Annotated in this window: 21 protein-coding genes and 1 pseudogene; 5 read left to right on the top strand and 17 right to left on the bottom strand. The window is 60.9% G+C overall.

What is annotated here, in order from left to right; translation table 11 throughout:
* Positions 1–324: 324 nt before the first annotated feature.
* Positions 325–1,065: a hypothetical protein gene (locus FCU66_RS20885; protein ID WP_246093977.1), complete on the top strand. Its 741-nt coding sequence runs from the start codon at positions 325–327 to the stop codon at positions 1,063–1,065.
* A 402-nt stretch (positions 1,066–1,467) separates the two neighbouring features.
* Positions 1,468–1,635 carry a hypothetical protein gene (locus tag FCU66_RS42005; RefSeq protein ID WP_246093976.1) on the top strand — a complete coding sequence of 56 codons (168 nt, stop codon included), beginning with the start codon at positions 1,468–1,470 and terminating at the stop codon, positions 1,633–1,635.
* Between the two features lie 264 nt (positions 1,636–1,899).
* Here the strand turns inward: FCU66_RS42005 and FCU66_RS20875 are convergent, their stop codons facing one another.
* The 6 genes from FCU66_RS20875 to msuE form a co-directional block, all read right to left on the bottom strand.
* Positions 1,900–2,664 carry an ABC transporter ATP-binding protein gene (locus FCU66_RS20875; RefSeq protein ID WP_136622700.1) on the bottom strand — a complete coding sequence of 255 codons (765 nt, stop codon included), beginning with the start codon at positions 2,662–2,664 and terminating at the stop codon, positions 1,900–1,902.
* 24 nt (positions 2,665–2,688) lie between these two features.
* Complete coding sequence (locus FCU66_RS20870) at positions 2,689–3,687, bottom strand: ABC transporter substrate-binding protein (RefSeq protein WP_136622699.1); 999 nt, start codon at positions 3,685–3,687, stop codon at positions 2,689–2,691.
* A 50-nt stretch (positions 3,688–3,737) separates the two neighbouring features.
* Positions 3,738–4,586, bottom strand: coding sequence for an ABC transporter permease (locus FCU66_RS20865; RefSeq protein WP_136622698.1), 849 nt, complete (start codon positions 4,584–4,586; stop codon positions 3,738–3,740).
* 24 nt (positions 4,587–4,610) lie between these two features.
* Positions 4,611–5,960: an LLM class flavin-dependent oxidoreductase gene (locus tag FCU66_RS20860; RefSeq protein WP_136622697.1), complete on the bottom strand. Its 1,350-nt coding sequence runs from the start codon at positions 5,958–5,960 to the stop codon at positions 4,611–4,613.
* Positions 5,961–6,008: 48 nt separating this feature from the next.
* Positions 6,009–6,935 (bottom strand): TauD/TfdA dioxygenase family protein, encoded by a 927-nt coding sequence (locus FCU66_RS20855; RefSeq protein ID WP_136622696.1) that lies wholly within the window; start codon positions 6,933–6,935, stop codon positions 6,009–6,011.
* 78 nt (positions 6,936–7,013) lie between these two features.
* Positions 7,014–7,655 (bottom strand): FMN reductase, encoded by a 642-nt coding sequence (gene msuE, locus FCU66_RS20850; RefSeq protein WP_136622695.1) that lies wholly within the window; start codon positions 7,653–7,655, stop codon positions 7,014–7,016.
* A gap of 1,590 nt (positions 7,656–9,245) precedes the next feature.
* Between msuE and FCU66_RS20845 the strand changes: the two genes are divergently transcribed.
* Positions 9,246–10,433: a Fic family protein gene (locus FCU66_RS20845; protein ID WP_006329252.1), complete on the top strand. Its 1,188-nt coding sequence runs from the start codon at positions 9,246–9,248 to the stop codon at positions 10,431–10,433.
* 244 nt (positions 10,434–10,677) lie between these two features.
* Here FCU66_RS20845 and FCU66_RS20840 read toward each other — a convergent pair.
* From FCU66_RS20840 to ccoN, 9 genes and pseudogenes are all read right to left on the bottom strand, one after another.
* A pseudogene (locus FCU66_RS20840) lies at positions 10,678–10,947 on the bottom strand (alpha-hydroxy-acid oxidizing protein); the annotation flags it as partial.
* 20 nt (positions 10,948–10,967) lie between these two features.
* Positions 10,968–11,123, bottom strand: a complete 156-nt coding sequence (gene ccoS, locus FCU66_RS20835) for a cbb3-type cytochrome oxidase assembly protein CcoS (RefSeq protein ID WP_136622694.1) — start codon at positions 11,121–11,123, stop codon at positions 10,968–10,970.
* Positions 11,120–13,411, bottom strand: coding sequence for a cation-translocating P-type ATPase (locus FCU66_RS20830; RefSeq protein ID WP_136622693.1), 2,292 nt, complete (start codon positions 13,409–13,411; stop codon positions 11,120–11,122). Before FCU66_RS20830 ends, ccoS begins: the two co-directional genes overlap by 4 nt.
* Positions 13,408–13,905 carry a FixH family protein gene (locus tag FCU66_RS20825; RefSeq protein ID WP_136622692.1) on the bottom strand — a complete coding sequence of 166 codons (498 nt, stop codon included), beginning with the start codon at positions 13,903–13,905 and terminating at the stop codon, positions 13,408–13,410. Before FCU66_RS20825 ends, FCU66_RS20830 begins: the two co-directional genes overlap by 4 nt.
* Positions 13,902–15,467: a cytochrome c oxidase accessory protein CcoG gene (gene ccoG, locus FCU66_RS20820; RefSeq protein ID WP_136622691.1), complete on the bottom strand. Its 1,566-nt coding sequence runs from the start codon at positions 15,465–15,467 to the stop codon at positions 13,902–13,904. The genes FCU66_RS20825 and ccoG overlap by 4 nt, the downstream gene beginning before the upstream one ends.
* Positions 15,468–15,670: 203 nt before the next feature.
* Positions 15,671–16,534 (bottom strand): cytochrome-c oxidase, cbb3-type subunit III, encoded by an 864-nt coding sequence (ccoP, locus tag FCU66_RS20815; protein ID WP_136622690.1) that lies wholly within the window; start codon positions 16,532–16,534, stop codon positions 15,671–15,673.
* A gap of 2 nt (positions 16,535–16,536) precedes the next feature.
* Positions 16,537–16,686 (bottom strand): cbb3-type cytochrome c oxidase subunit 3, encoded by a 150-nt coding sequence (locus tag FCU66_RS20810; RefSeq protein ID WP_136622689.1) that lies wholly within the window; start codon positions 16,684–16,686, stop codon positions 16,537–16,539.
* Between the two features lie 10 nt (positions 16,687–16,696).
* A complete protein-coding gene (gene ccoO, locus FCU66_RS20805; protein WP_136622688.1) occupies positions 16,697–17,428 on the bottom strand; it encodes a cytochrome-c oxidase, cbb3-type subunit II in 732 nt (243 codons plus the stop codon).
* Between the two features lie 10 nt (positions 17,429–17,438).
* A complete protein-coding gene (gene ccoN / locus FCU66_RS20800) occupies positions 17,439–19,049 on the bottom strand; it encodes a cytochrome-c oxidase, cbb3-type subunit I (protein ID WP_136622687.1) in 1,611 nt (536 codons plus the stop codon).
* A gap of 129 nt (positions 19,050–19,178) precedes the next feature.
* Here ccoN and FCU66_RS20795 point away from each other — a divergent pair, with 129 nt between their 5' ends.
* Positions 19,179–19,718, top strand: a complete 540-nt coding sequence (locus FCU66_RS20795) for a hemerythrin domain-containing protein (RefSeq protein ID WP_136622686.1) — start codon at positions 19,179–19,181, stop codon at positions 19,716–19,718.
* A 3-nt stretch (positions 19,719–19,721) separates the two neighbouring features.
* On the opposite strand, the gene FCU66_RS20790 is transcribed toward FCU66_RS20795, so the two are convergent.
* On the bottom strand, positions 19,722–20,477 hold the full coding sequence (locus FCU66_RS20790; RefSeq protein ID WP_136622685.1) for a Crp/Fnr family transcriptional regulator: 756 nt from the start codon (positions 20,475–20,477) through the stop codon (positions 19,722–19,724).
* Between the two features lie 157 nt (positions 20,478–20,634).
* Here FCU66_RS20790 and hemN point away from each other — a divergent pair, with 157 nt between their 5' ends.
* Positions 20,635–21,984, top strand: a complete 1,350-nt coding sequence (gene hemN, locus FCU66_RS20785) for an oxygen-independent coproporphyrinogen III oxidase (protein ID WP_136622684.1) — start codon at positions 20,635–20,637, stop codon at positions 21,982–21,984.
* Between the two features lie 67 nt (positions 21,985–22,051).
* Here the strand turns inward: hemN and FCU66_RS20780 are convergent, their stop codons facing one another.
* Complete coding sequence (locus FCU66_RS20780; RefSeq protein WP_246093974.1) at positions 22,052–22,342, bottom strand: hypothetical protein; 291 nt, start codon at positions 22,340–22,342, stop codon at positions 22,052–22,054.
* Positions 22,343–22,437 lie beyond the last annotated feature (95 nt).

The raw sequence follows: 22,437 nt of genomic DNA, 5'->3' as shown, positions 1-22,437 counted from the left end.
CTTCGACTTTGCCATTTTTTGGATTTTCCCTGGTGCGGAGATTGAGAGGTCGGTTGCCGGACCGTTGTTAGCACTCAGAGGTGTCGAGTGCTAACGCGGCTGTGAAATAGGCTACCGGCTCATCCTAGTCAAGAAGGAAGAGGGTCACGGGCGAAGAGCAAAAATCGCGCTGCCATGCGACCGCAAGAGGCCCTCGCTGTTCGTGACTGCCAGTACCGGGCTCTAACCGCAAGCAAGTCGTAACGGGCTTGCAAATATCGCAGAGCTTGGCCACAACGCGCTTTGCCAGATGACCTAGGGTGAGGGCGCAAGCAAGGAGTGGATATGGTTTTCCGACTGAAGGAGCTGCTCGGCAAGAGGTTTGATGAAGAAGTGCAATTCTTCAAAGCCTGGCAGAAGGACAAGAAGGGCGTAGGAGCCCTCATCCCCACTTCGATATATGCGGCGCACCGGATGGCAAGCGTCATCAACCCGCGGTCCGGAATGCCGATCATAGAGCTTGGCGCGGGAACCGGCGTCATCACCAAGGCAATCCTGGAGAGGGGCATCAAACCGCATCAGTTGGTGTCGCAGCTCTTCCATCCCAATCAAAAGCGTCGAATGGGGCTGTCAGGTCCTCCTATGTCTTTCCGGCGACTGGCAAGGCACCCCCTCGTGCCGCCAATTTACAAGTTGATTGCGGCGATGGAAGCCCCGGGTTTTAATTGGCCGACCTGTCCGCAAGCCGACTCAAGCGCGGCGAGATTTGGGAAGTATGAGGATTGTCCGTCTGGCTGGCAAGCAGTTGGCAGCTCCGAATCCGATCGGCCGGGCTTAGGTCAAGAACGAAACATCTGCCGCATCGCGGCCGATAGGCTCTCATTACCCGTCGTTTTCAAAAACAAAGGACTCGGCGGGTATCATGGAGACGGATCACGTCCGGTCCAAATCGAAATCGACGGTAAGGTGGTTGCGGCAACAACCCAGACCGCGGGAAACGATCGAGGGCATTCCCTTGGTAATGGCCCCACCTACTTACACCATCCCTCGACCGATGCGCGGAAAGCCCTGGTTCATCGAGTATGATGACGCGAACGGCGTGCGCCAGAAAAGCTGGTTCACTCTCAACATCCCATGAGCCAGGCGATCACGCAGGACGAGGTGCTACGACGGTGACAATTTCAGGGAGGTTTGAAGTGTTCAAGGTGCTTCTCCTGTCCACTGTGATTTTGAACACAGGCGCAGTGTTGGCAGCGGCTGGTCAGAGCGACAAGCCGCGATCAAACGTGGACAATCCTATGTGGCCCGCTTCACTAAGATGGGACTGCAACACAGCTGCCAAAATCGTGTGCGAGCGTGATGGCGGTTGCTCAGTGGCTGGGGACCACACTGGATTTGTGCTGAACTACGGCAGCCAACGAAGCTGAGTTTCCGGCCAGCAATGTCAGGATCAAACGCCACTATCAACAGACCGTGCAGGGGAGCCCTTTGCAGCAGGAAGTTAAAGTTGAACTGGCCGACAATCGCGTTCTTTGGCTGACGGCCGTGGATGCCAGCCGCACTTATTCGCAAGCGTGGGTCGGCGCATTGAGCGAGTTGAAGGGTGGCGCGGTACTCATGGGATCCGAGGGAGTCTATTGCATGCCGCACAAGTGAGTGCGCCGAGAGGGGAGGCGAGCGAAGGCCGATATGGTCCGACCCCGGCGTTTCAGAAAAGGTCGGGGACTTCCCGTCCAATTTCATCAGACGATGAGGAGTTTTAGTAGCATCGATGTGTCGAACCGAGACGTCGAGTAAGCATGGCGCAATCCGTGGGTGTTGCGGAGCCCTGCCTTGAGTGGCAGGGCTATTCATCATCCAACAAAGTATCTGCGATGGAATGGCAAGGGGCGCTTGAGGCGGCTCGTTCATTCATCTCTGTCAATGCAACCCAAACTCGCGCAGCAATTCTTCGCGATAGCGCACGAAGCGGGTTTCGCTGCGCTCGCGCGGGCGTGGCAGGTCGATGTCGATCAGCCTTGCCGCGCCACCTTTCTCCTTGGGCAGGATCAGCACCCGGTCGGCCAGATAGATCGCCTCTTCCAGATCGTGGGTGACCATCACCATGGTGACGTTCTCCTCACTCCAGATGCGCGCCAGTTCTTCCTGCATGCCGATCTTGGTCATAGCGTCCAGCGCCCCCAGCGGCTCGTCGAGCAGAAGGATCTCTGGCTGGATGGTGAGCGCCCGGGCGATGCCGACGCGCTGCGCCATGCCGCCGGAAAGCTGGCTCGGAAAAGCATCGGCGAATTCGGCAAGGCCGACCAACGCGACGTAGAAACGGGCGCGTTCCTCGGCTTGGCTCTTGGGCACGCCGCGCACTTCGAGGCCGAAGGCGACGTTGCCGAGCACACTGAGCCACGGCAGCAGGCGCGGTTCCTGGAAGATCACGGCGCGCTCGGCGCCGACGCCATGCACCGGCTGGCCGTCGATCGCGACGGCGCCGCTGTCGGCAGCCTCCAGTCCCGCAAGAATACGCAGCAGCGTGGTCTTGCCGGAGCCGCTGGCGCCGACGATGACCAGGCATTCCCCCGAACGGATGTCGAGGTTGAGCGTCCGCAGCACGGCAAGCCGGCGCCCGCCGAGGCTGAAGGATTTGGAGAGGTCGCGGATCGAGACCTCTCCGCTGCGATTGGAACCGGTCATCTCATCTCTCAGCTATTTCAGGGCTCAGTTGATCTTGGTTTCGCCGAGCCGGTACAGGATGTCGACAGCTTTCAGCTTGCCCTTGGCCAGGCGGCCGTCGCGCTCCAGCACGGCGACCCAGAAATCGATGTCGCGGTCGGTCGCCTGCGCACCTTCGCGAAGTCCGAAACCGGTCCAGTATTTGGCGAGATCGCCGTTTTCGCCGCGCTTGTTGAGGATATTGGCCAGCACCTTGCGGGCTTCGTCCGGGTTCTGACGCGACCAGTCCGACGCGCGCGCCGACTGTTGGACGAAGTTGCGCGCCGCATCCGGATTGGCGGCGATGAAGTCGCGCCTGAGCACGACGAAGCCGCCGGCGAGTTCGCCGAGCACCTGGGTATCGTCGAACACGCCGCGCACGCCGCCATTGGCGACCAGCGCGCCGGCAAACGTTGCCTGCCAGTAGCCGAGCCCGGCTATATCGACCTGGCGCGATCGCAAGGTCTGCTCCAGCTGCGGCCCGGGCACGACAATGAGGTTGGCGGCAGTCGGCGGCAGGCCGACGCTGTGCAGGGCTTCGCGCACCGTATAGTCGAGATGGGCGCCGAGCGTGTTGACCGATATGGTCTTGCCGGCAATGTCGGCGATCGATTTGATCGGGCTGTCTTCCAGCACGTAGAAGACGCTCTTCACGTCCTTGTTGATGCCGTTGCTCGGATAGGCGGCGACGAAGTCGTTGCCCCCGGAGATCGAGTTGATCACCGCCGCGGTGGCGGCCGAACCGATGTCGACGCTGCCGGAAGACAGCGCAAACAGCGATTCCGGCCCGCCACCCGAATAGCCGACATTCTCTAGTTCGACGCCGAGCCCCTTGAAGTAGCCGAGTTCGTCGGCCAGTTCATGCGGCGAGATGCTGCCCCGGCTGGCGAGATAGCGGAATTTGACGGGTGCGGTTTCGGCAAAGGCGAGGCGCGGCAGGCCGGCGGCGATGAGGCCGGCGGCAAGCGGTGCGCCGGCAAGCAGGGAACGGCGGGTGATTTTCATGGTCCGGTCTTTCCTGGGTTTGGGGGAGGCCTAGGTTGAGTGTGGGCTGCTCAGTTGGCTGGATTGCTCCAGCGGCAGAGTCGCCGCTGCAGCGTGACCAGTACCTGGTTGGCGATCAGGCCGAGGCCGGCGAGGTTGACGATTGCCGCAAACATCAGCGGGATCTGAAAATTGTACTGCGCGTTCATCACCTGGAAGCCGATGCCCTTGTTGGCGCCGATCATCTCGGACGCGATCAGGAGCAGCAGCGCCGTGGTGGCGCTCAGCCGCAGGCCGACGAAGATCGACGGCACGGCGCCCGGCAGCACGACGCGGCGAAACACGGTCAGCCGGCTCGCGCCGTAGACGCGCGCCATTTCGAGCAGCTTTGGATCCACTTCCTTGACGCCGCTGGTGGTGTTGAGCAGCAGCGGAAACAGCGTCGCCCAGAAGATGACGAAGATCTTCGAAGTTTCGCCGAGCCCCAGGAGCAGGATGAACACCGGATAGAGCGCCAGCGCCGACGTCTGCCGGAACACCTGCAGGATCGGATCGAGCGCGGTTTCGACCGGGCGCACCTGGCCCATGAACAGGCCGAGCGGGATGGCGACCGCTACGGCCGCCGCAAAGGCAATGCCGGCGCGTTGCAGGCTGATGGCGATGTCGCCGAGCAGGCTGCCGCCGGCAAGCCCCTTCCAGAGCGCAGCTATGATCATGTCGATCGGCGGCAGCACCGCCGCGTTGACCCATCCGACGCTGCTCGCCACCTGCCAGAGCGCCAGGAAGCCAACAAGCACGCCGTAGCGAGACAGAAACCGAACAGCCGTCCGGCCGCCGAGGTGCAAGAAGTCGGCGCCGAAACCAGTTTCGCCGCCACTGCGGCGAACCGCTATCTGCCGATCGATGTGCTGCAATGTCATCGTTTTACCCTTCAGCTACGAGGATCATTCGGCGGCAAGGACGGTCGACCGAGCGACGGTCCATGGATTTTCCGGCCGCCTGAGGCCGAGATTCTCGCGCAGTGTCCGGCTTTCGTAAGCCGTGCGGAACAGGCCGCGCCGCTGCAGTTCGGGAATGACCAGATCGACGAAATCGTCGAGCGCGCCGGGCAGCCAGGGCGGCAGGATGTTGAACCCGTCGGCCGCCTCGCTGGTAAACCATTCCTCCAGCTGATCGGCGACCTGCGTGGCGCTGCCGACAATGGTGTAGTGGCCGCGCGCCGTCGCCACCCATTGATAGAGCTGGCGGATGGTGAAGTTGTGCTCGTCGGCGATCTGCCGGATCAGCGCCTGGCGGCTCTTCATGCCTTCGGTTTCCTTGCTCGGCGGCAACGGGCCGTCGAGCGGATACCCCCTGATGTCGAGCGTCTGGCCGGCAAGTCCGTTGAGGAGCGCAACACCGTCCTCGGGCAGGATGAGGTCGTTGAGCTGCTTGTATTTGGCGCGGGCTTCTTCCTCGGTGCGACCGACGAAAGGGGCAACGCCCGGCATGATCAGCACCTGGTCGGGATCGCGGCCGGCTTCAGCCACGCGCGCCTTGATGTCGCGGTAGAATTCCTGCGCCGTCTCCAGCTTCTGATGGGCGGTGAAGATCACCTCGGCCGAGTGCGCGGCAAGCCCGCGTCCGTCTTCGGACTGCCCGGCTTGTACGACAACCGGATGTCCCTGCACCGGGCGCGGCACGTTGAGCGGGCCTTTGACGCTGAAATGCTCGCCCTTGTGGTCGATGTCGTGCAGTTTGTCCTTGTCGTAGAAGCGGCCCGACTGCTTGTCGCGGATGAAGGCGTCATCCTCCCAGCTGTCCCACAGCGCTTTGACCGTCTCGACATGCTCATGCGCCCTGGCATAGCGCTCGGCATGGTTGGGCTGGACGTCGCGGTTGAAATTGCGCGCCGTCTCGTCGCCGGCCGAGGTCACCACGTTCCAGCCGGCGCGGCCGTTCGACAACAGGTCGAGCGAGGCGAATTTGCGCGCCAGCGTGTAGGGCTCTTCATAGGTGGTGGACGCCGTGGCGATGAAGCCGAGATGCGTGGTCAGCGGCGCCAGCGCCGCAAACAGCGTCACCGGCTCGAAGCCGGCGATCTTGGCATTGCCGCCTTCGCGGGCGCCGAGGCCAACGGTCAGGTTGTCGGCGAGGAAATAGGCGTCGAACAGGCCGCGCTCGGCGGTCAGCGCCAGCTGCTTGTGGAACTCGAAATTGGTGGCGCCGTCGGCGGGCGCATCGGGATGGCGCCAGGCGGCGATATGCTGGCCGCCGCCGGGCAGGAAGGCGCCGAGCTTGATCTGTCTGGGCATTGTCAAATTCCCTCTTGTCGCATCAGTTGAAGACATGCCCCCTGGTGTTCAGGCGGCCTTCGCTGGCTTGGCGGCCTTCGTCCGCGAGACGCTGCGACGTCCGTCGACCGCGACTGGCACGTCGCCGTCGACCGTGGCGCGGTGGACAACACGGCGCTGATCGCCGTAGTCGTTGACGGCGTAATGCTGCGTGGCGCGGTTGTCCCAGATCGCCACATCTCCCCGCTGCCAACGCCAGCGAATGGTATTCTCCGGTGCGGTAACGTAGGATTGGAACAACTCGTAGACTCGGTGGAAGTCGCTTCTGGACAGGCCGACGAACCGCTGCACGAAGTTGCCGAGAAGGAGGGTGCGCTCACCGGTCTCGGGATGAACCCGCACAACCGGATGTTCCGTTTCGTAAATCGTTGAAGTAAACACCTCATCGAAGTGTTTTGCTTCCGCCTCTGTCGCCCGCGGTCGCACCGCCGCGTAGTCGTAGGCGTTGCTGTGGACCGCCCAAAGATCGTCGGCGAGGCGCTTGAGCGTTGGCGGCAAACTCTCATAGGCGGCGGCGGTATTCGACCAGATCGTGTCGCCACCGGCCGAAGGAATGACCACGCCGCGCAAGACTGAGAATTTTGGATAGGCGTCGACGAACGTGACGTCGGTGTGCCACTGATCGGCACGCCCGCCTCCGCGGCTTGAATCGAGTTCGAGGATTGAGGCCGTGCCGACGATTGACCCCTGGGTTGGATGCGGCACCAAATCGCCGAGCCGCTGGGCGAAACGCTCCTGCTCGGCATCGTCCAGGTGCTCCTGGCCGCGGAAGAACACGACCTTGTGGCGGAGCAGAAGCTTATTGATTGCCACCACAACCGTGTGGGGTAGATCCCCGGATAGACGAACGTTGCTGATCTCTGCGCCGACGTGTGCCGTAAGGGGAGCAACATCGCCTTCCGGAATGGTTGCGTCAATGAAAGCAGGCTTAGTCATGGCTAATCTCCTGGCGAATGAGCTTTTGGTTGCGGCTGACGATTCCTCGAAGATTCAGACAGGGCTGGAGGAGGCGCGTCAGCCCAGATTTGCGCTAGAAACTCGGCTCGAGAAGCGCCACTGGCCGCGGGTGATAGCAATGTCCGCCCGAGGCGCGTCGGAATCCGAAACCAACTCGTCTCGAGTTCGCGATGCCAGATAGGGCGCGAATTGCCCGATCGCACGATCGAGCCGATCGGCCAATGTAGGCGAGACGGAGGTTTGGTCGACGAAGTCGCGTTCTGAAGCGTAGATCCCTGTCGCCAGCGTTCGCGCCTCGAAGAACCCGAAGAGCGGCCGCAGCTGATGCTCGACGATCAACGCGTGTCGGTCTCCGCCGCCGGTCGCGGCGAGCAGTACCGGCTTGCCTATGAAAGCGGTGGGCTCCAGCAAATCGATCAAATGCTTGAAGAGGCCAGCGTAACTGCCTTTGTAGACCGGGTTTGCGACGACCAGTGCTTCGGCTTGCAGGAGATGGTCAATAAGTCTCCTTGCCTTCGTGTCCAGATCGGAGAGGCGTTGCGCGGCGCCCAGCGAAGGCAGGAACTGGCCAATATCGATGACCTCGAAGCTCCTATGATATTGTTGCGCCATTCGCCTCACGATCTCTTTGACCAAAGCGCGGGTGCGGGAGGGAGAACTGAAGCTGCCGGAAAATCCGACGATTGCAGGTCTGGTCATTCGGTCCTGTCCCTCTCGGTGAATGCGGGCCGCAGTCGCGACATGGGGACAGAATAGTATTTCTACAAAATCTATAGAGAAAGGGAATTGCGTATTTGCGTCTACTTGTGAAATTCCTTTCCCCCGCTTGGCGTTTCGAAGCTCGCCTTTCGATGAACGACGTAATTGTGATGTGTAGCGCCTCGCGCGGCGCGGAACGGGTTCTTGCGACCACGACAGACTGGGCGCTTCTAGGACAAGCTGCACGACGTCGACCAAAGCCGGCCCGCAATTAAGCGTCAAGGGCCGCCTCAACGTGCCGCGTTCCGTGCAGGGGCGTCCGGGGGTAGTCCAGACTGGGCAGTCCGAAGATGGACGCAGGCTTGCCGCGCACTCGGGGCGCAGGAGTTCTACGCGATATCGAGGCGCGAGTGGCGGCTGTCGGCCGCGATGTCGATTAGGCCGCACTTATTCGGAAGCGTGGGTCGGCGCACTGAGCGAGTCGAAAGGTGGCGCGGTACTTATGAAATCCTGGGGAGAGTCTATCGCATGCCGCACAAGTGAGTGCGTCGAGAGGGAGGCGAGCGAAGGCCGATATGGCCTGGCTAGGGACCCTGGCCCCAGACAGAAGAAGTCAGAGTCTCCCGACCATGTTTTGAATCAGACGGTGAGGTGGTGTTAATTAACGTCGATCTGTCAAACTGAGGCTTAGAGTAAGACTTACTTTCGTAGTACTGATCGGATGTCTCTCGATTGCTATTCATAAGACTTTCAGCAAGCGTAATGCATACTTGTAAATATTAAAATATATTAGCTTTTACTGATAAAAGTCGCATAACGCATATTATGGAACTTAGAGGCAGGTCCAAATCTGTTGCAGTTTGGCGTCTGTCTGGTCGACGCATTCGCTGCCTTTTTTCCGGAAGGAAACTGCTTGCACAATGCCATTGATAACGTTGAATTAGGTGTTTGTGGGCCGCGAAGCGGAGCTCCTCAATAGAGGAGCGTAGCGGCCCGTAAACACCGCTTGGTTGGGGAAATTTGCAACGTCCGTGTGTCTTTCGTCGCAGTTTGAAGTTACCTTCGAGGCATGCCGTGTTTGAAGCTCCGCAATCCATCGCTGCCTCCATCGTTGGCTGCCTGGGTCCTGACAGACCAGCACGCCGGCCGCGCTATTGGCCGACGATCTGGGTGGAAATGGCTCACGCTCGCGCTTCCAGTCGAACCCAGCAGGTGCATCTTGGCGCTCTCAACCGCCTCTATGCGTCGGCTGGGGCGCAGCCTGGTCGCAGCGTCGCGTGCTTCCGCAATCTCTGGAGAATCATTTGGAGACGCTGATATTTTCCTGATCGCAGCGAGACCGGCGAAGTTCGGCCAAGCGATCGGCCAAATCGACCTACCGATCGCAAATTTGTACATGCTATCAATGCGCTAAGCATAGCGAATATCGGCCATCATCGGCATCGGCATCGGCATTGGCGTCGTCGATCAACCGTCTCGGTGAAGCTGAGGTAGCGCTAAACATCGGCCAAATGATCGGCCAGTTATGGGCGCTCAGTTAAAATTTCTGTTGACATATACGTACTTAGCGCGATCTAACATCGGCCAATCATGGAAGAGACCGTACAGCGCATCGAGCCGGCGCGCCTGGAAGACGTTGCGGAGCCTATCTCCGACGCGCTGGCTGAGCTGTCAGCAAGCTCGGCGGTTCTCGGCGCCAAGCTGCATCCGCGCACGGCCGCGAACCTGGCGGATCTCGTGCGCATCATGAACACCTATTACAGCAACCTGATCGAGGGCCACAACACGCGCCCCCGCGACATCGAACGCGCCCTCGCCGGCGAATTCGACAAAGACCAGGAACGACGCAACCTGCAGGTGGAAGCCGCGGCCCATGTTCGACTGCAGGGGGAAATCGATCGCCTGGCCGCAGAGGGTCAGCTCCCAGAACCGGCTTCGCTTGATTTTTTGCGCTGGCTGCATGCGGAATTCTACCGTGACGCCGATGAGGCGATGTTGCGCATTCGCGGCGCAGACAGAGAATTCTTGATGGTTCCGGGTCGGTGGCGATCACAGCCCGAACATGATGTCACTGTCGGCCGCCACCAGCCGCCGTCAAGCGATCGCGTCGAAGCGTTCATGGAGCATTTCGCTAGCCGGTACCGCTTCCAACGTACGGGCAAAGCGGCTAGGATATTGGCGATTCCGGCCGCGCATCATCGATTCAATTACATTCATCCCTTCCCAGACGGCAATGGACGCGTCAGCCGCTTGATGAGTCACGCCATGGCCCATGAGGCAGGAATCGCCGCGCACGGGCTGTGGTCGATTTCCCGAGGCCTGGCGCGGGGTCTGGAAAGCCGCGGCGACTATAAACGCATGATGGATCACGCCGACATGCCACGCCAAGGCGATCGCGACGGCCGCGGTAATCTTTCTATGCGGGCGCTGGCGGATTTTACCTTATGGTTTCTACGCGTATGCATCGATCAGGTCAGTTTCATGTCCAGCCTGTTCGATTTGAACCAACTTGCCCGGCGTCTGCAGCGGTTCGTTCAACGCTACGACCTGAAGCCAGAAGCTTTCCGGCTGCTCGAGGAGGCGCTTCTGCGCGGCGAGTTCGATCGCGGTGAGGCCTCACGTATCGCTGGCTTGCCGGAACGTACGGCCCGCCGCGTGTTTACCGAGGTGCTCGAGCTTGGCCTGCTTGCGTCCGATACCCCGAAAGGACCGGTATCGCTACGCTTCCCGGTTGACACGTTGGACGAACTGTTTCCTAAGCTATTTCCGGAAACTTAGCGTTGCATAACTGCGCCTATAGTGTTGCCGATGCCCTTGTCACTCCAGCGAGTCCAGCCGCGGCTCGGGCGCTCGGTGAGTTCGTGGTCCGCAAGCTTAAACCTCCGTTCGATTGGGCGCAGGATGGATAGATATTGGGAACCGAAACAATCCGCAGAAATATTTTGGTACCTATGTTGGTTAGCGCTGCCGCTGCGCAAATCACAACTATTTGGAAACAAAGCGAAATCTTCTCGGATCGGATTCCGCCTCTGAGTGCCGCCGAGGGCAACAAGCGCGCCTGACGCAACGCCGCCAGATCAGCCGAGCCGGTGCAGAAGCAGGCGACGGCCAACTGGCGGATGACGATCTCGAAATGCGCGACAACCGCCTCGGTGGACACCGTCGCCGCGCGCGGCACGCCGGCCGCCTGCCCGGCGATGTCCGCGCCCAGGCGGATGGCCTTGGCCACATCGACGCCGTCGCGGATTCCGCCCGACGCGATCAGCTTCACAGTTGGCAGTGCCCGACGTAACCGTCTGCACGCGGCTTGAATCAGCGTTCCGGCCGCTCGTTCCGGTCAATGAGGATACGCTCGGCCGCTCCGTCGAGATCCTCGTATTGACCAGACCTCAAGGCCCACAGGAAGCCAGACAGTCCAAGCCCGCCCGCCAACAGAGCAACAGGTATGAGATAAACCAGGATTGTCATGAGGGTTGCGCCAATGTGCCAGTGTGGGGGCGCCTGTCTGGCGGAGCAGTTCTCCTTGGCTCGTCTGGCACAAAACTTTGCAGCCTCGATGCATTACCAATGACAAGCAGTGATGAGGCCGACATCGCGATCGCGGCGATCAACGGCGTGACATGCCCCAGAATGGCGATCGGCACGGCAACAGCGTTGTAGATGATCGCGATGGCTATGTTCTGGCGGATCAGCCGCCCTGCCTTCCGCGAGACGTCCAGCGCAAGGGGTACTGCCGAAAGGCTTTCACGCAGGAACACGAAATCGGCGGCGTTGCGGCCGATATCGGCGGCGGTGGCTGGAGCGATCGAGACGTGCGCCGCGCCCAGCGCTGGCGTGTCGTTGAGCCCGTCGCCCACCATCAGGACCTTGTGGCCGGCCTTGGTCAGCACTTCGATCCGCTCAGCCTTATCGGACGGCAGCAGCGCCGAAACAAAACGGTCGATGCCCAATATTCTTGCGACATCGCCACAAGCGTCCGGGGTATCGCCCGACAGCATTTCGACCGACACGCCGGCATCCTTCAATTGTCCGACCGCCGCCTTGGCGTCGGCGCGCGTAGCGTCCTCGAACGTGAAGGAGGCGACGATCCTCCCATTCTTCGAAAGCACCGTCCCGCCATAGCCGCCATACTTGCCTTCGCCACCGGTCCGGGCTTTCCATCCGGCCCAGCCGCGACGGCCAAGACGCCAGGTGCTGTCCGCGGTCGTGGCTTCGATGCCGAGACCCGGGTGCTCGCTGACGGCTTCCAGCTTTGGCTGGCCGGCAAAACCCGCGAATGCGGCGATGGCCTTCGAGAACGGGTGACGGGAGTGCGCCGCCATGTCGGCTGCGATCGCCAGCATCACCGGATCGATGGTCGACGCGTTGACCAGCCTGGGCTGTCCGAGCGTCAGTGTGCCGGTCTTGTCGAACACCGCCGTATCAATCGCGGCCAGGCGTTCCATGGCCGAACCGTCCTTGACCATGATGCCGTTTTCGAACAGGCGCCGCGCCGCCACCACCTGCACGATCGGCACGGCGAGGCCGAGCGCGCACGGGCATGTGATGATGAGAACGGCGATCGCGATCGTCACTGCCCGGTGCCAGTCGCCGGTCACCGCCATCCAGCCAAGGAACGTCACGAAGGCGGTGAGATGGACCACCGGCGCATAGAGCGCCGAGACACGGTCGGCGATCCGCCGATAGTGCGCACGACCACCTTCGGCGGCTTCCATCAGCCGGACCATTTCCGCCAGGAAGGAGTCCTTTGCCGCAGCGGTCGCTTCGATGGTCAGGGGGCCGGTAAGGTTGAGCGTGCCGGCCTGAACCTGTTGCCCGGACGTCACGGTTTTTGGTGTGCTCTCGCCAGAAACCAGCGAGCAGTCGAGATCCGACGCGCCCCGAATGATCCGGCCGTCGACAGGGACCCTTTCGCCTGCGGCGACCAGAAGGTGCATGCCCGGTTCGATCTCGCCAACCGGCAGGTAGTCGCGCGCGCCATCGCCGCGCAGCACCATGGCGCCACGTCCGGCCAACTGGGACAGGCCTTTCACGGCGGTCCGTGCCCGTTCGCGCATGACGTGATCCAGGGTGCGGCCGATCAACAGGAAAAACAGCAACGAAACCGAGGCGTCGAAATAGGCGTGATCGCCATGATTGATCGTCTCGTAGAGGCTCATGGCATAAGCGAGCGACACCCCAACCGCGATCGGCACGTCCATGTTCATGCGGCCGTGGCGCAGTGCATTCCAGGCCGAGCGGAAGAAGATGCCGCCGGCAAAGGTGAGCGCCGGGATGGCGATCAATGCAGAGACCCAGTGAAACAGGTCGCGGGTAGCACCTTCGGCGCCGGACCAGACCGAGACCGAAAGCAGCATGATGTTGCCGGCGGCGAAGCCGGCGACCGCGACCGCGCGGATCAGCTCGGCAAGCGTCTTGTCTTTTTCATCGATCTCGGCGGCGAACAGATGCGCCTCGTAGCCCAGTCGTCTCAGCGCAGCGACGAAGGGCGGCACCTCGTCGCCTCGCCACCGGATCGCGACGCGCTTGGTCGACAAGTTGACACGCGCGTCTTCGACATTGTCGAGCTTTGCCAGCGCCGTCTCGATCGCCTGGATGCAGGCTGCGCAATGAACCGTCGGTACTGAAAGGTCGGTCTGGCGAAGACCATCGCCAACCAAGCGGCTCGCCAACCTGATCTCCTGGCCAGATGGCAGGACCGATGTGGTACCGGTCAGATCCATTGCCTGTTCCGCGCCGGGTGCACAGCAGCTCATTGCAGCGCTCCTTGCGAAATCATGATCCTGCGGACGTCGCGATAGGGTTGCGCCAGGCCGGCATCGGCGTCGACTTCGACGATCCAGACGCCGTCCTTCGGCATGTGCCGCGCCGCGAATTCCTCGCCGAAGGCGAGGGCGAGCGTAACGGACTTGTCCTCTTTCTCGTATGCGGGATGGCGAAACAGCACCTTGACGCCATGCAAGGGGACCGGCTTGCCGGTGGTATCGCTCAAGCTGTAGCGGACCTCACCCCGAGCGATCGTCAGTTTGCCGGTCCAGCCGAGTGCCGCCTGCGCGCGCCCTTCCTCGGCCTTTCGGTTGAATTGCTGGCTGGCCACATAGGTGTTCTCGACGACAAGGCCGGTCCAGGTCGTGCTGGCGAGTGTCGCCATCGTGAGATTGACCGCGATGATCACGCCGAAAAAGCCGAGAATGGTGAGCAGCATGTGCCTGCCGGTGAACTCACGCGTCTTTTGCGTATTGGTGCTCATCTGGCGATCTCCGGGGCGTTGAAGGTGGCGGTGTATTCGTCCGATTCGAAGCTCGCTCTGTCCTCGACGCGGAACTTGAAGGTTTGTGCAGCGTGCCGAACCTCATCCGCTGGCTGGCGCACGAAGACCTTCAGCATGTTCAGCCGGTCGGGTTCGACCGCGATGGCGAAGAAGCGAGCTGCCGGCAGATCACTGCCGACGACGCTCATTTCGGCTCCCTGCAAGCCCTGCATCGTGACGACGATCGTCCTTGGCTCGGGGATCATGTTAAGCAGCTTGACGGTGTAACCGTTGCGGATCGAGGCGTCGGACAGGGTCACGAATTGCGGATTGCGGTCGTGCAGGACGTTGATCTCGAGTCGGTCGCGCGTCAGCAGCGAATAGAGCAGGCCCAAGCCGATCAGCGACCACATGCCCATGTAGACGTAGGTGCGCGGCCGAAAGATCTTGCGGATATGGAAATGCGAAACCTTATCGGAGAACGGGCCATCAGCTGTTCTGACCAGCGACGGACTGACCGAACTGGCGCCGCCCGCGGTCGCCAGCATCATGTTGGCATTGTAGTCGGACAGCGTCGCGTAGGAGATCAGCCCGCGCTCCTTGCCGAGCTTGTCCATGACGCCGTCGCAGGCGTCGATACAAAGCGCGCAGGTGATGCATTCGAGCTGCTGGCCATCGCGAATGTCGATCCCCATCGGACAGACGGCGACACAGGCATTGCAGTCGACGCAGTCGCCAACGGGCTGCCCTGCGGCAAGCACCTTCTTGGCGTGACGTGAACGCGGTTCGCCGCGCCAGTCATTGTAGGTGACGGTGAGCGAACTTTCGTCGAGCATGGCCGCCTGGATGCGCGGCCATGGGCACATATAGGTGCAGACCTGCTCACGCATCAGCCCGCCGAACGTATAGGTCGTGGCCGTCAGCACGGCGACGGTGATGTAGGCGACAGGTGCCGCTGTGCCGGTGAAGAGCTCGCCAACCAGCGTCGGCGCGTCGGCGAAATAGAAGATCCAGGCGCCGCCCGTCGCCGCACCTATGACCAACCAGATGGCGTGCTTCGATACCCGCAGCACGAGCTTGCGGGCTGTCCAGGGGCCGGCATCGAGCTTGATACGAGCATTGCGGTCACCCTCGATGGCGCGCTCGACGACCAGAAACAGATCGACCCACACGGTCTGTGGGCATGCATAGCCGCACCAGGCACGGCCGACAGTCGACGTGATCAGGAAAAGACCGACGCCGGCCATGACAAGGAGGCCGGCCACGTAGTAGAATTCCTGGGGCCAGATCTCGATGAAGAAGACGTAGAAACGGCGGTTGGCAAGATCGATCAGCACTGCCTGATCAGGAGCAAACGGACCTCGATCCCAGCGCAACCAGGGCATCAGATAATAGATGCCCAGCGTGATCGCCATCACCAGCCATTTGAAGCGGCGAAAGCTGCCCGAGGCGCGTTTAGGGAAGATTTTCTTGCGCGGAGCATAGAGCGGCTGTCGTGTCTTGGCGGAGTTGACCGCTTTTGCCTCGAGCCGCTCCATCTGCGTTTTATCCAGCACGTGCATCTCCACTCGCGCGCGGCCTATGACATCGTTGTGCGACGGACTTGTCTGCTTCGACAGACGTCCGGTCTGCAGTGAGCCCGCTTCGCCGTGTGGGCCGCGCCGCCTTGCTGCAGGTCAATCGCCGCATGCCGGAATGGTGTCGGGGCCCGACTCGTGCCGGGCCCCGTCGCTTGGCGGGGAGGGCCGAGAATAGGCTTCCGTTCCTATTCTCCGCCGCCAAGCGAATGGACATAAACCGCAAGTTCCTTAACCTTGGTCTCGCCGAGACGCCCGATCCAGGCCGGCATGACACCGTGCTTCGGCGCGCGGACTTGGACGGCGATGGCTGTCTCGCCGGGTGCGTAGAGCCAGATCGCATCGGTCAGATTGGGCGCGCCGAGCTCTTTGTTGCCTTTCGCATTATCGCCATGACAGGCGACGCAGTTTTCCGCGAATACCTTGGCGCCGGGCTCGATAAGACTTGCATCCTGGACCTTGCCCGAGAGGCTGGCGACATAGGCGCCGACCTGTGCGATCTGTTCGGGCGTGATGATGTCACCGAAGGGGGGCATTTCCGACTGCCGAGTATCCGGGTCGGATGCGAAACGGATGCCGTGCGCGATCGTTTGCTGGATCTGCTCGGTCGTGCCGCCCCACAGCCAGTCATCGTCGTTCAGGTTTGGAAAGCCCTTCGACCCTTGGGCGCCCGAGCCGTGGCATTGCACGCAATTGACCTTGAAGGTAGCTCCGCCGGCCGCTACCGCGAATTCACGCAGCGCGTCGTCGGCCGCAATCTCGGATACGGTCTTCTGCTGGATGGCCGCGACATATTTGCCCTTGGCGGCTTCGGCAGCCGCCAGCTCAATCTTGACAGCGTTGCGGCTGGAATAGCCAAGCACACCCTTGGTCGCGGAAGACAGCATCGGCCAAGCCGGATACGCAATTGTATAAGCCACCGCCCAAGCGACGGTGATGTAGAAGGTTATCACCCACCATTGGGGCAATGGGTTGTTGAGCTCCCTTATCCCGTCCCATTCATGACCGGTCGTTGAGATGCCCGAGACTTCATCGATATGCTCGCTGCTCATGATCAGTCGTCCTTGAGTGGAATCTGGGCGGCTTGATCGGCCTGTGTTTTGCCGCCGGGACGCAAGGCAAAGGCAATGCAGCCGACGAAGAAGAGCGCCATGGCAACCAGACCCCAGCTGTCCGCGAATTCCCGCATCAAATTATAGCTCATTGGGTCCCCCTCAGCGGTAGCCGGCTGCATCGTCATAGGTCTTGAAATCGACCAGTGTTCCCAGCATTTGCAGATAGGCGACGAGGGCATCCATCTCGGTCACCTGCTGCGGATTGCCGTCCCGATCACCGACTTTGGCTTTCGGATAGCGTTTCTCGACGCCGGAGGCATCGGCATTCGGGTCGGCCTGGGCCATCAGATCGGCATTGGCGTGCGCGATCATGTCATCGGAGTACGGGACGCCAACACGCGCGTTCGCAACCAGATGCGTCGAGAAGTCCTTCACCTCGATCGGAGCGTCCTTCAGGAAGGCATAGCGAGGCATGATAGATTCCGGCACCACCGAACGTGGATCCATAAGGTGCTGAACGTGCCATTCGTTGGAATAGCGGTTGCCGACTCGTGCAAGGTCAGGGCCGGTGCGCTTCGAGCCCCACTGGAAGGGGTGGTCGTACATGGACTCGGCGGCCAGGCTGTAGTGGCCGTAGCGCTCGACCTCGTCCCGGAAAGGCCTGATCATCTGGCTGTGGCAGAGGTAGCAGCCCTCGCGCACATAGATGTTGCGTCCGGCGAGTTCCAGTGGCGAGTAGGGCCGCATGCCTTCGACTTTCTCGATCGTGTTGTCGAGATAGAAAAGCGGCGCAATCTCGACGATGCCGCCGACGGTCACGACAAGAAGAGAGCCAACGAGAAGAAGCGTGGCGTTCTTCTCGATGATCGCGTGTTTGTCCATCAAGCCCATTGTCTGGCTCCTATTCGGCAGGCCGGAGGGCGGGCTCGGAACCTGGCATTGGTCGCTCTTCGCGCTGGTGGCCAAGAATGGTCATGGTCACGTTCCAGGCCATGAGCAGGGCGCCGGTGAGGTACATCGCACCGCCGATGGCGCGCATGACGTAGAAGGGATGCATGGCGGCGACGGTTTCGGCGAAGGAGTAGACGAGGAAACCCTGCTCGTCGTATTCGCGCCACATCAAGCCCTGCATGATGCCGGAAACCCACATCACCGCGGCGTAGACGACGATTCCGAGCGTCGCCAGCCAGAAGTGCCAGGTGACGAGCCGCAGCGAATAGAGACGTTCACGGTTCCACAGTTTCGGCACCATGTAGTAGATTGCGCCGAACGAGATCATGCCAACCCAGCCGAGCGCGCCGGAATGGACATGGCCGATGGTCCAGTCCGTGTAGTGCGACAGCGAATTGACCGTCTTGATCGACATAATCGGACCTTCGAAGGTCGACATGCCGTAGAAGGCGACTGCCATCACCATCATGCGGATGATCGGATCGGTGCGCAGCTTGTCCCAGGCGCCAGACAGCGTCATCAGGCCATTGATCATACCGCCCCATGACGGCATCCACAGCATGATCGAGAACGCCATGCCGAGCGTCTGCGCCCAGTCGGGTAAGGCGGTGTAATGCAAGTGATGCGGGCCGGCCCAGATGTAGAGAAAGATGATCGCCCAGAAGTGGACGATCGACAGGCGGTAGGAATAGACCGGCCGGTTCGCCTGCTTGGGCACGAAATAATACATCATGCCGAGGAACCCGGCGGTGAGGAAGAAACCGACGGCGTTGTGGCCATACCACCATTGCGTCAAGGCGTCCTGGACGCCGGAGAAGGCGGAGTAGCTCTTCGAGCCGAGGAAGGAAGCCGGCATCGACAGGTTGTTGACCACATGCAGCATCGCGATGGTCACGATGAAGGACAGGTAGAACCAGTTGGCGACGTAGATATGCGGTTCCTTGCGCTTCAGGATCGTGCCGAGGAACAGGATGAGATAGGCGACCCAGACGATGGTCAGCCAGAGATCCACATACCATTCGGGTTCGGCGTATTCGCGGGCTTCGGTGATGCCGAGCAGGTAGCCGGTCGCGGCCATGACGATGAACAGCTGGTAACCCCAGAACACAAACCAGGCCAGTTTGCCGCCAAACAGCCGGGCGCGGCACGTGCGCTGCACGACATAGAGAGACGTGCAAAGCAAAGCGTTGCCGCCGAAGGCGAAGACGACGCCGGATGTGTGCAGCGGCCGCAGCCGGCCGAAATTGAACCAGGGTTGGATGTTGAGGTGAGGGTATGCCAGCTGCAGGGCAATGATCACACCGACGAGCATGCCGACGACGCCCCAGAATACCGTTGCAATGGCTCCGTAGCGGATCGGGCCATCCATGTAGACGGAGGTGTCGATCGGAGCCGCCGGCTTGAAATCTGTGTTGCGCAGCAGGATCGCGGTAAAGCCAGCCACGGCGAAGAACAAAACCCCCATATGCTGGCGAAAAGGTCCTTCTACGCCGAAGCCGGCAGCCACCAGGGCCGCAAAAGCAAACAGGCTTAGAACGACGATCTCCGTGCCGAATTTCATGACATGTCCCCGACCAGGATTCCAATGCGCGGACGCCAAATCCGCGGTGCATTAATTCCGTAGTTGCCGCCTGCTCGCCCTGATCCATGTCAGAGCCGCACGATTTTGCTTCGGGCAGCATCGAGTTCGGTGCAATCAGAAGGTGGCGATTTGAACAAGGAAACGCAGCACGGGCCAACCCGCTCATGGACAAGTGCGGCTTTCTCGCGCCAGGCCGGCACAGAGGCGATTCCGGGCGAGGTCATGAAGCTTGCCCATCGGGAAAAGCTGGAGCTCTGCTTCTCGCTGGAAAGCATTGCCGATGCACTGCCGAACGTCGACCGCCTCAAATGTCTTGGAACGGCCAAGCAGATCGTTCCGCTGCTCCGTGACATTCATGGGTTTGAGGAGAGGGTGATTTTCCCTGCGTATGAGGCGCACTTGACTCCGGCCGAGGCCAAACTTGCCTCTACCAGCCGGTTGCGCATCCAGCACCTTGAGGATGAATGCTTCGCTGGCGAGGTGGCCGAAACGCTCCTAGCGATCGGTCATGGTGATCCGATAGAGAGCGCGGAAGCTGTCGGATTCATGCTACGCGGCTTCTTCGAAGGCTTGCGGCGACACATCGCTTTCGAACGCGAGCATGTCCTGCCGCGGATCGTAATAAGCGACGAAGGCCCCGACGCTTAGGTCTCATTCAAAGGCCGGTTGCCGCGCGCCTCGGCCGCCGCAGCGCTGCTCCAGCCGGCTCATGCTGTCGACCGTTACATGGCGTTTGTTCTCGATCCGGATCACGCCGTCAGCCCGCAATCGCGTAAGCTGGCGGCTCACGGTCTCGTTCGTCAGTCCAAGGAAATCAGAGATGTCGGCACGTGTCAGCGGCAGATCGAAGCATGCCGACCCAGCCGCCGGGTCGATACTGGAATCCATATTCCGGGCGATCATGAGGAGAAAGCTCGCAACCTTCTCCGGTGCGGTCTTGCGCCCGAGAGTCACCATCCATTCAAGTGCCTCGTCGAGTTCGTCCAGCGTCTGCTTGAGCAGGCGATGCTCGAGTCCCGGTGATTCCTTCATTATCCGTTCAACGGCCGCCTTCGGAAACGAGCACAGCGAGACGGAGGTTGCCGCTTCCACATTGATCGTGCTTTTCACCTTGAAGGGCCGTCCCAGAAAATCCGGTGCGAACCGAAGACCGACAATCTGCTGGCGGCCGTCCGAAAGGCACTTCGTCAGCTTCACAACGCCTGAAAGCAAGTTTGAATAGCTGTCGACGGCCTCGGCGTCGGCGATCAGTTCGACCCCCGGCTCGAGCTTGTGCCGCGACGAAGTTTTGGCGAGCCCAACCAAATGGTTTGGATCGAGCGCACCGCAGACGCCGCGATGTCGTGCTGCGCAAGACAGGCAAAGAACGGGAATGCCTGAACTGTGAATGTCTTGCCGTACTGTCATTACGCTCGCGCTACCGATCCCAAGTTTCGGCAGGATAGCAAGCGATGGCAGAGAAATCCTTGCGGCAGTTTGTCCGTGCTGGAGGCTGACCGAAATCAGGGCTTTGGCTCTTCGACGCGTCCAGACTTCCGGCGAGGCAAAAACGGCGGACCACCAAATGAGACCGGAATTAGCTGCCAGGCTTGGCGAGAACGTCCCGCGTTATACCAGTTACCCGACCGCGCCGCATTTCCATCCTGGCGTCGACGCTGATGTCTATCGAAGCTGGTTGAAGGCGCTCGAAAGCGGTGACGAGGTCTCGCTCTACCTGCACATCCCTTTTTGCGACCGGCTGTGCTGGTTCTGTGCGTGCCATACAAAGCAGATCCGCCGCTACGAGCCGGTGGCTTCGTATCTCCGCTCGCTTCACGCGGAGATCGCGACTGTCGCCGGTCTTGTCGGCGGCAAGGCCCATGTCCGCGCCGTGCATTTCGGCGGCGGCTCGCCGACCATGCTGAAGCCCGAGGATATGATAGCCTTGGGAACTGTCCTGCGGGATAGCTTCGATTTTCTTGCCGATGCGAAGATCAGCGTCGAAATCGAACCCAACGACATGGACGAAGCCCGCCTTGATACACTTGCCGAGATCGGCATGGCGCGGGCGAGCCTCGGGGTTCAGGATTTCGATCCGAAGGTGCAGAAGGCGATCAACCGCGAGCAGAGCTTTTTGCAGACCAAGGCGGTTGTCGACGGCATTCGCTCTCGCGGCGTAGGGTCCGTGAACCTCGATTTGCTTTACGGCCTGCCGCATCAGACCAGGGAGAGCGTCTGTTCCACCGTGGCGCAGGCGCTGACTCTGGAGCCGGACCGGATGGCGCTGTTCGGCTACGCGCATGTGCCCTGGTTCAAGAAGCATCAGACTATGATCGACGAGGCATGGTTGCCGGGTCCGGCCGAACGGTTCGCTCAGTGGCAAATTGCCGCCCGTCTGATCATGGGCGCCGGATACGAGGCGATTGGAATAGACCATTTCGCCAGGCCGGATGATGCGCTTGCAGTCTCGGCTCGCGCGGGAACAATCCGCCGCAATTTCCAGGGCTACACCGAGGATCGCTGCGAAACACTGATCGGGCTCGGGCCGTCATCGATCAGCCGGTTTCGACAGGGCTATTCGCAGAACATGCCGTCGACAGCCGAATATGGACGCATGGTCGAGGGGGGACATCTGGCCACGGTCCGCGGCATCGCGTTTTCCGAAGATGACCGTGTTCGCGGCTGGATCATCGAGCGCTTGATGTGCGATTTCGGCTTTTCAGCAGCCGAACTGGTGGAACGCTTCGGGAAAGCCGGACAAAAGCTTCTTTTCCAAGCAAGCTCCATCGCCATTGGCGACCCTGCTCGACCGCTTGAACTCCAAGGTGACAGTTACGTCGTATCGGCGGAAAGTCGTCCCTTTGTAAGGAGCATTGCAGCGAAGTTCGACAAATATTTCGAAAGTGGAACGGCCAGGCACTCAGTGGCAGTCTGAGTGCCACAGACGAACCTCACCGTCTTCAGTCGATCGCGAACCTCCTCAAAATCGCCGAAACCAGCAGCTAACAATTCGATAGTGCATATGGCGCCACTTTACGATGCTGTGAGAGCGCCAAGCTTTCCAATGTCATGTCGACATCGCGCCTGACGTGACTGAGGTCGCGGGAAAGACGGTCCAGCCTCATGCCATAGCGCCGATCGAGTTCATTCTCGCCACGCCGCTCGATGAAAGCTTCTACGGCCTTCGCGACGACCGCGGATTTTGTGGTCGAGGGATCGCGGCTGAGGTTGTCCAGCTTCTCGCTCAATTCCGGTTCGAGCAGAAACTGGTGACGAATGCGGTGGGGCTTCATGCGCTTGTTCCAACTGGCCGGCGCTGGCGGGCCGGCGGCGGAACAAGCATTATCGAGATGCCCAAAATTGCTTACGGCCGTTATCTAAGTGAGAT

The sequence above is a fragment of the Mesorhizobium norvegicum genome, assembly GCF_004919685.1.
GTDB classification, from domain to species: domain Bacteria; phylum Pseudomonadota; class Alphaproteobacteria; order Rhizobiales; family Rhizobiaceae; genus Mesorhizobium; species Mesorhizobium norvegicum.
The sequence above is the reverse complement of the archived record's forward strand: the minus strand, read 5'-3'. Positions and strand labels throughout refer to the sequence as shown.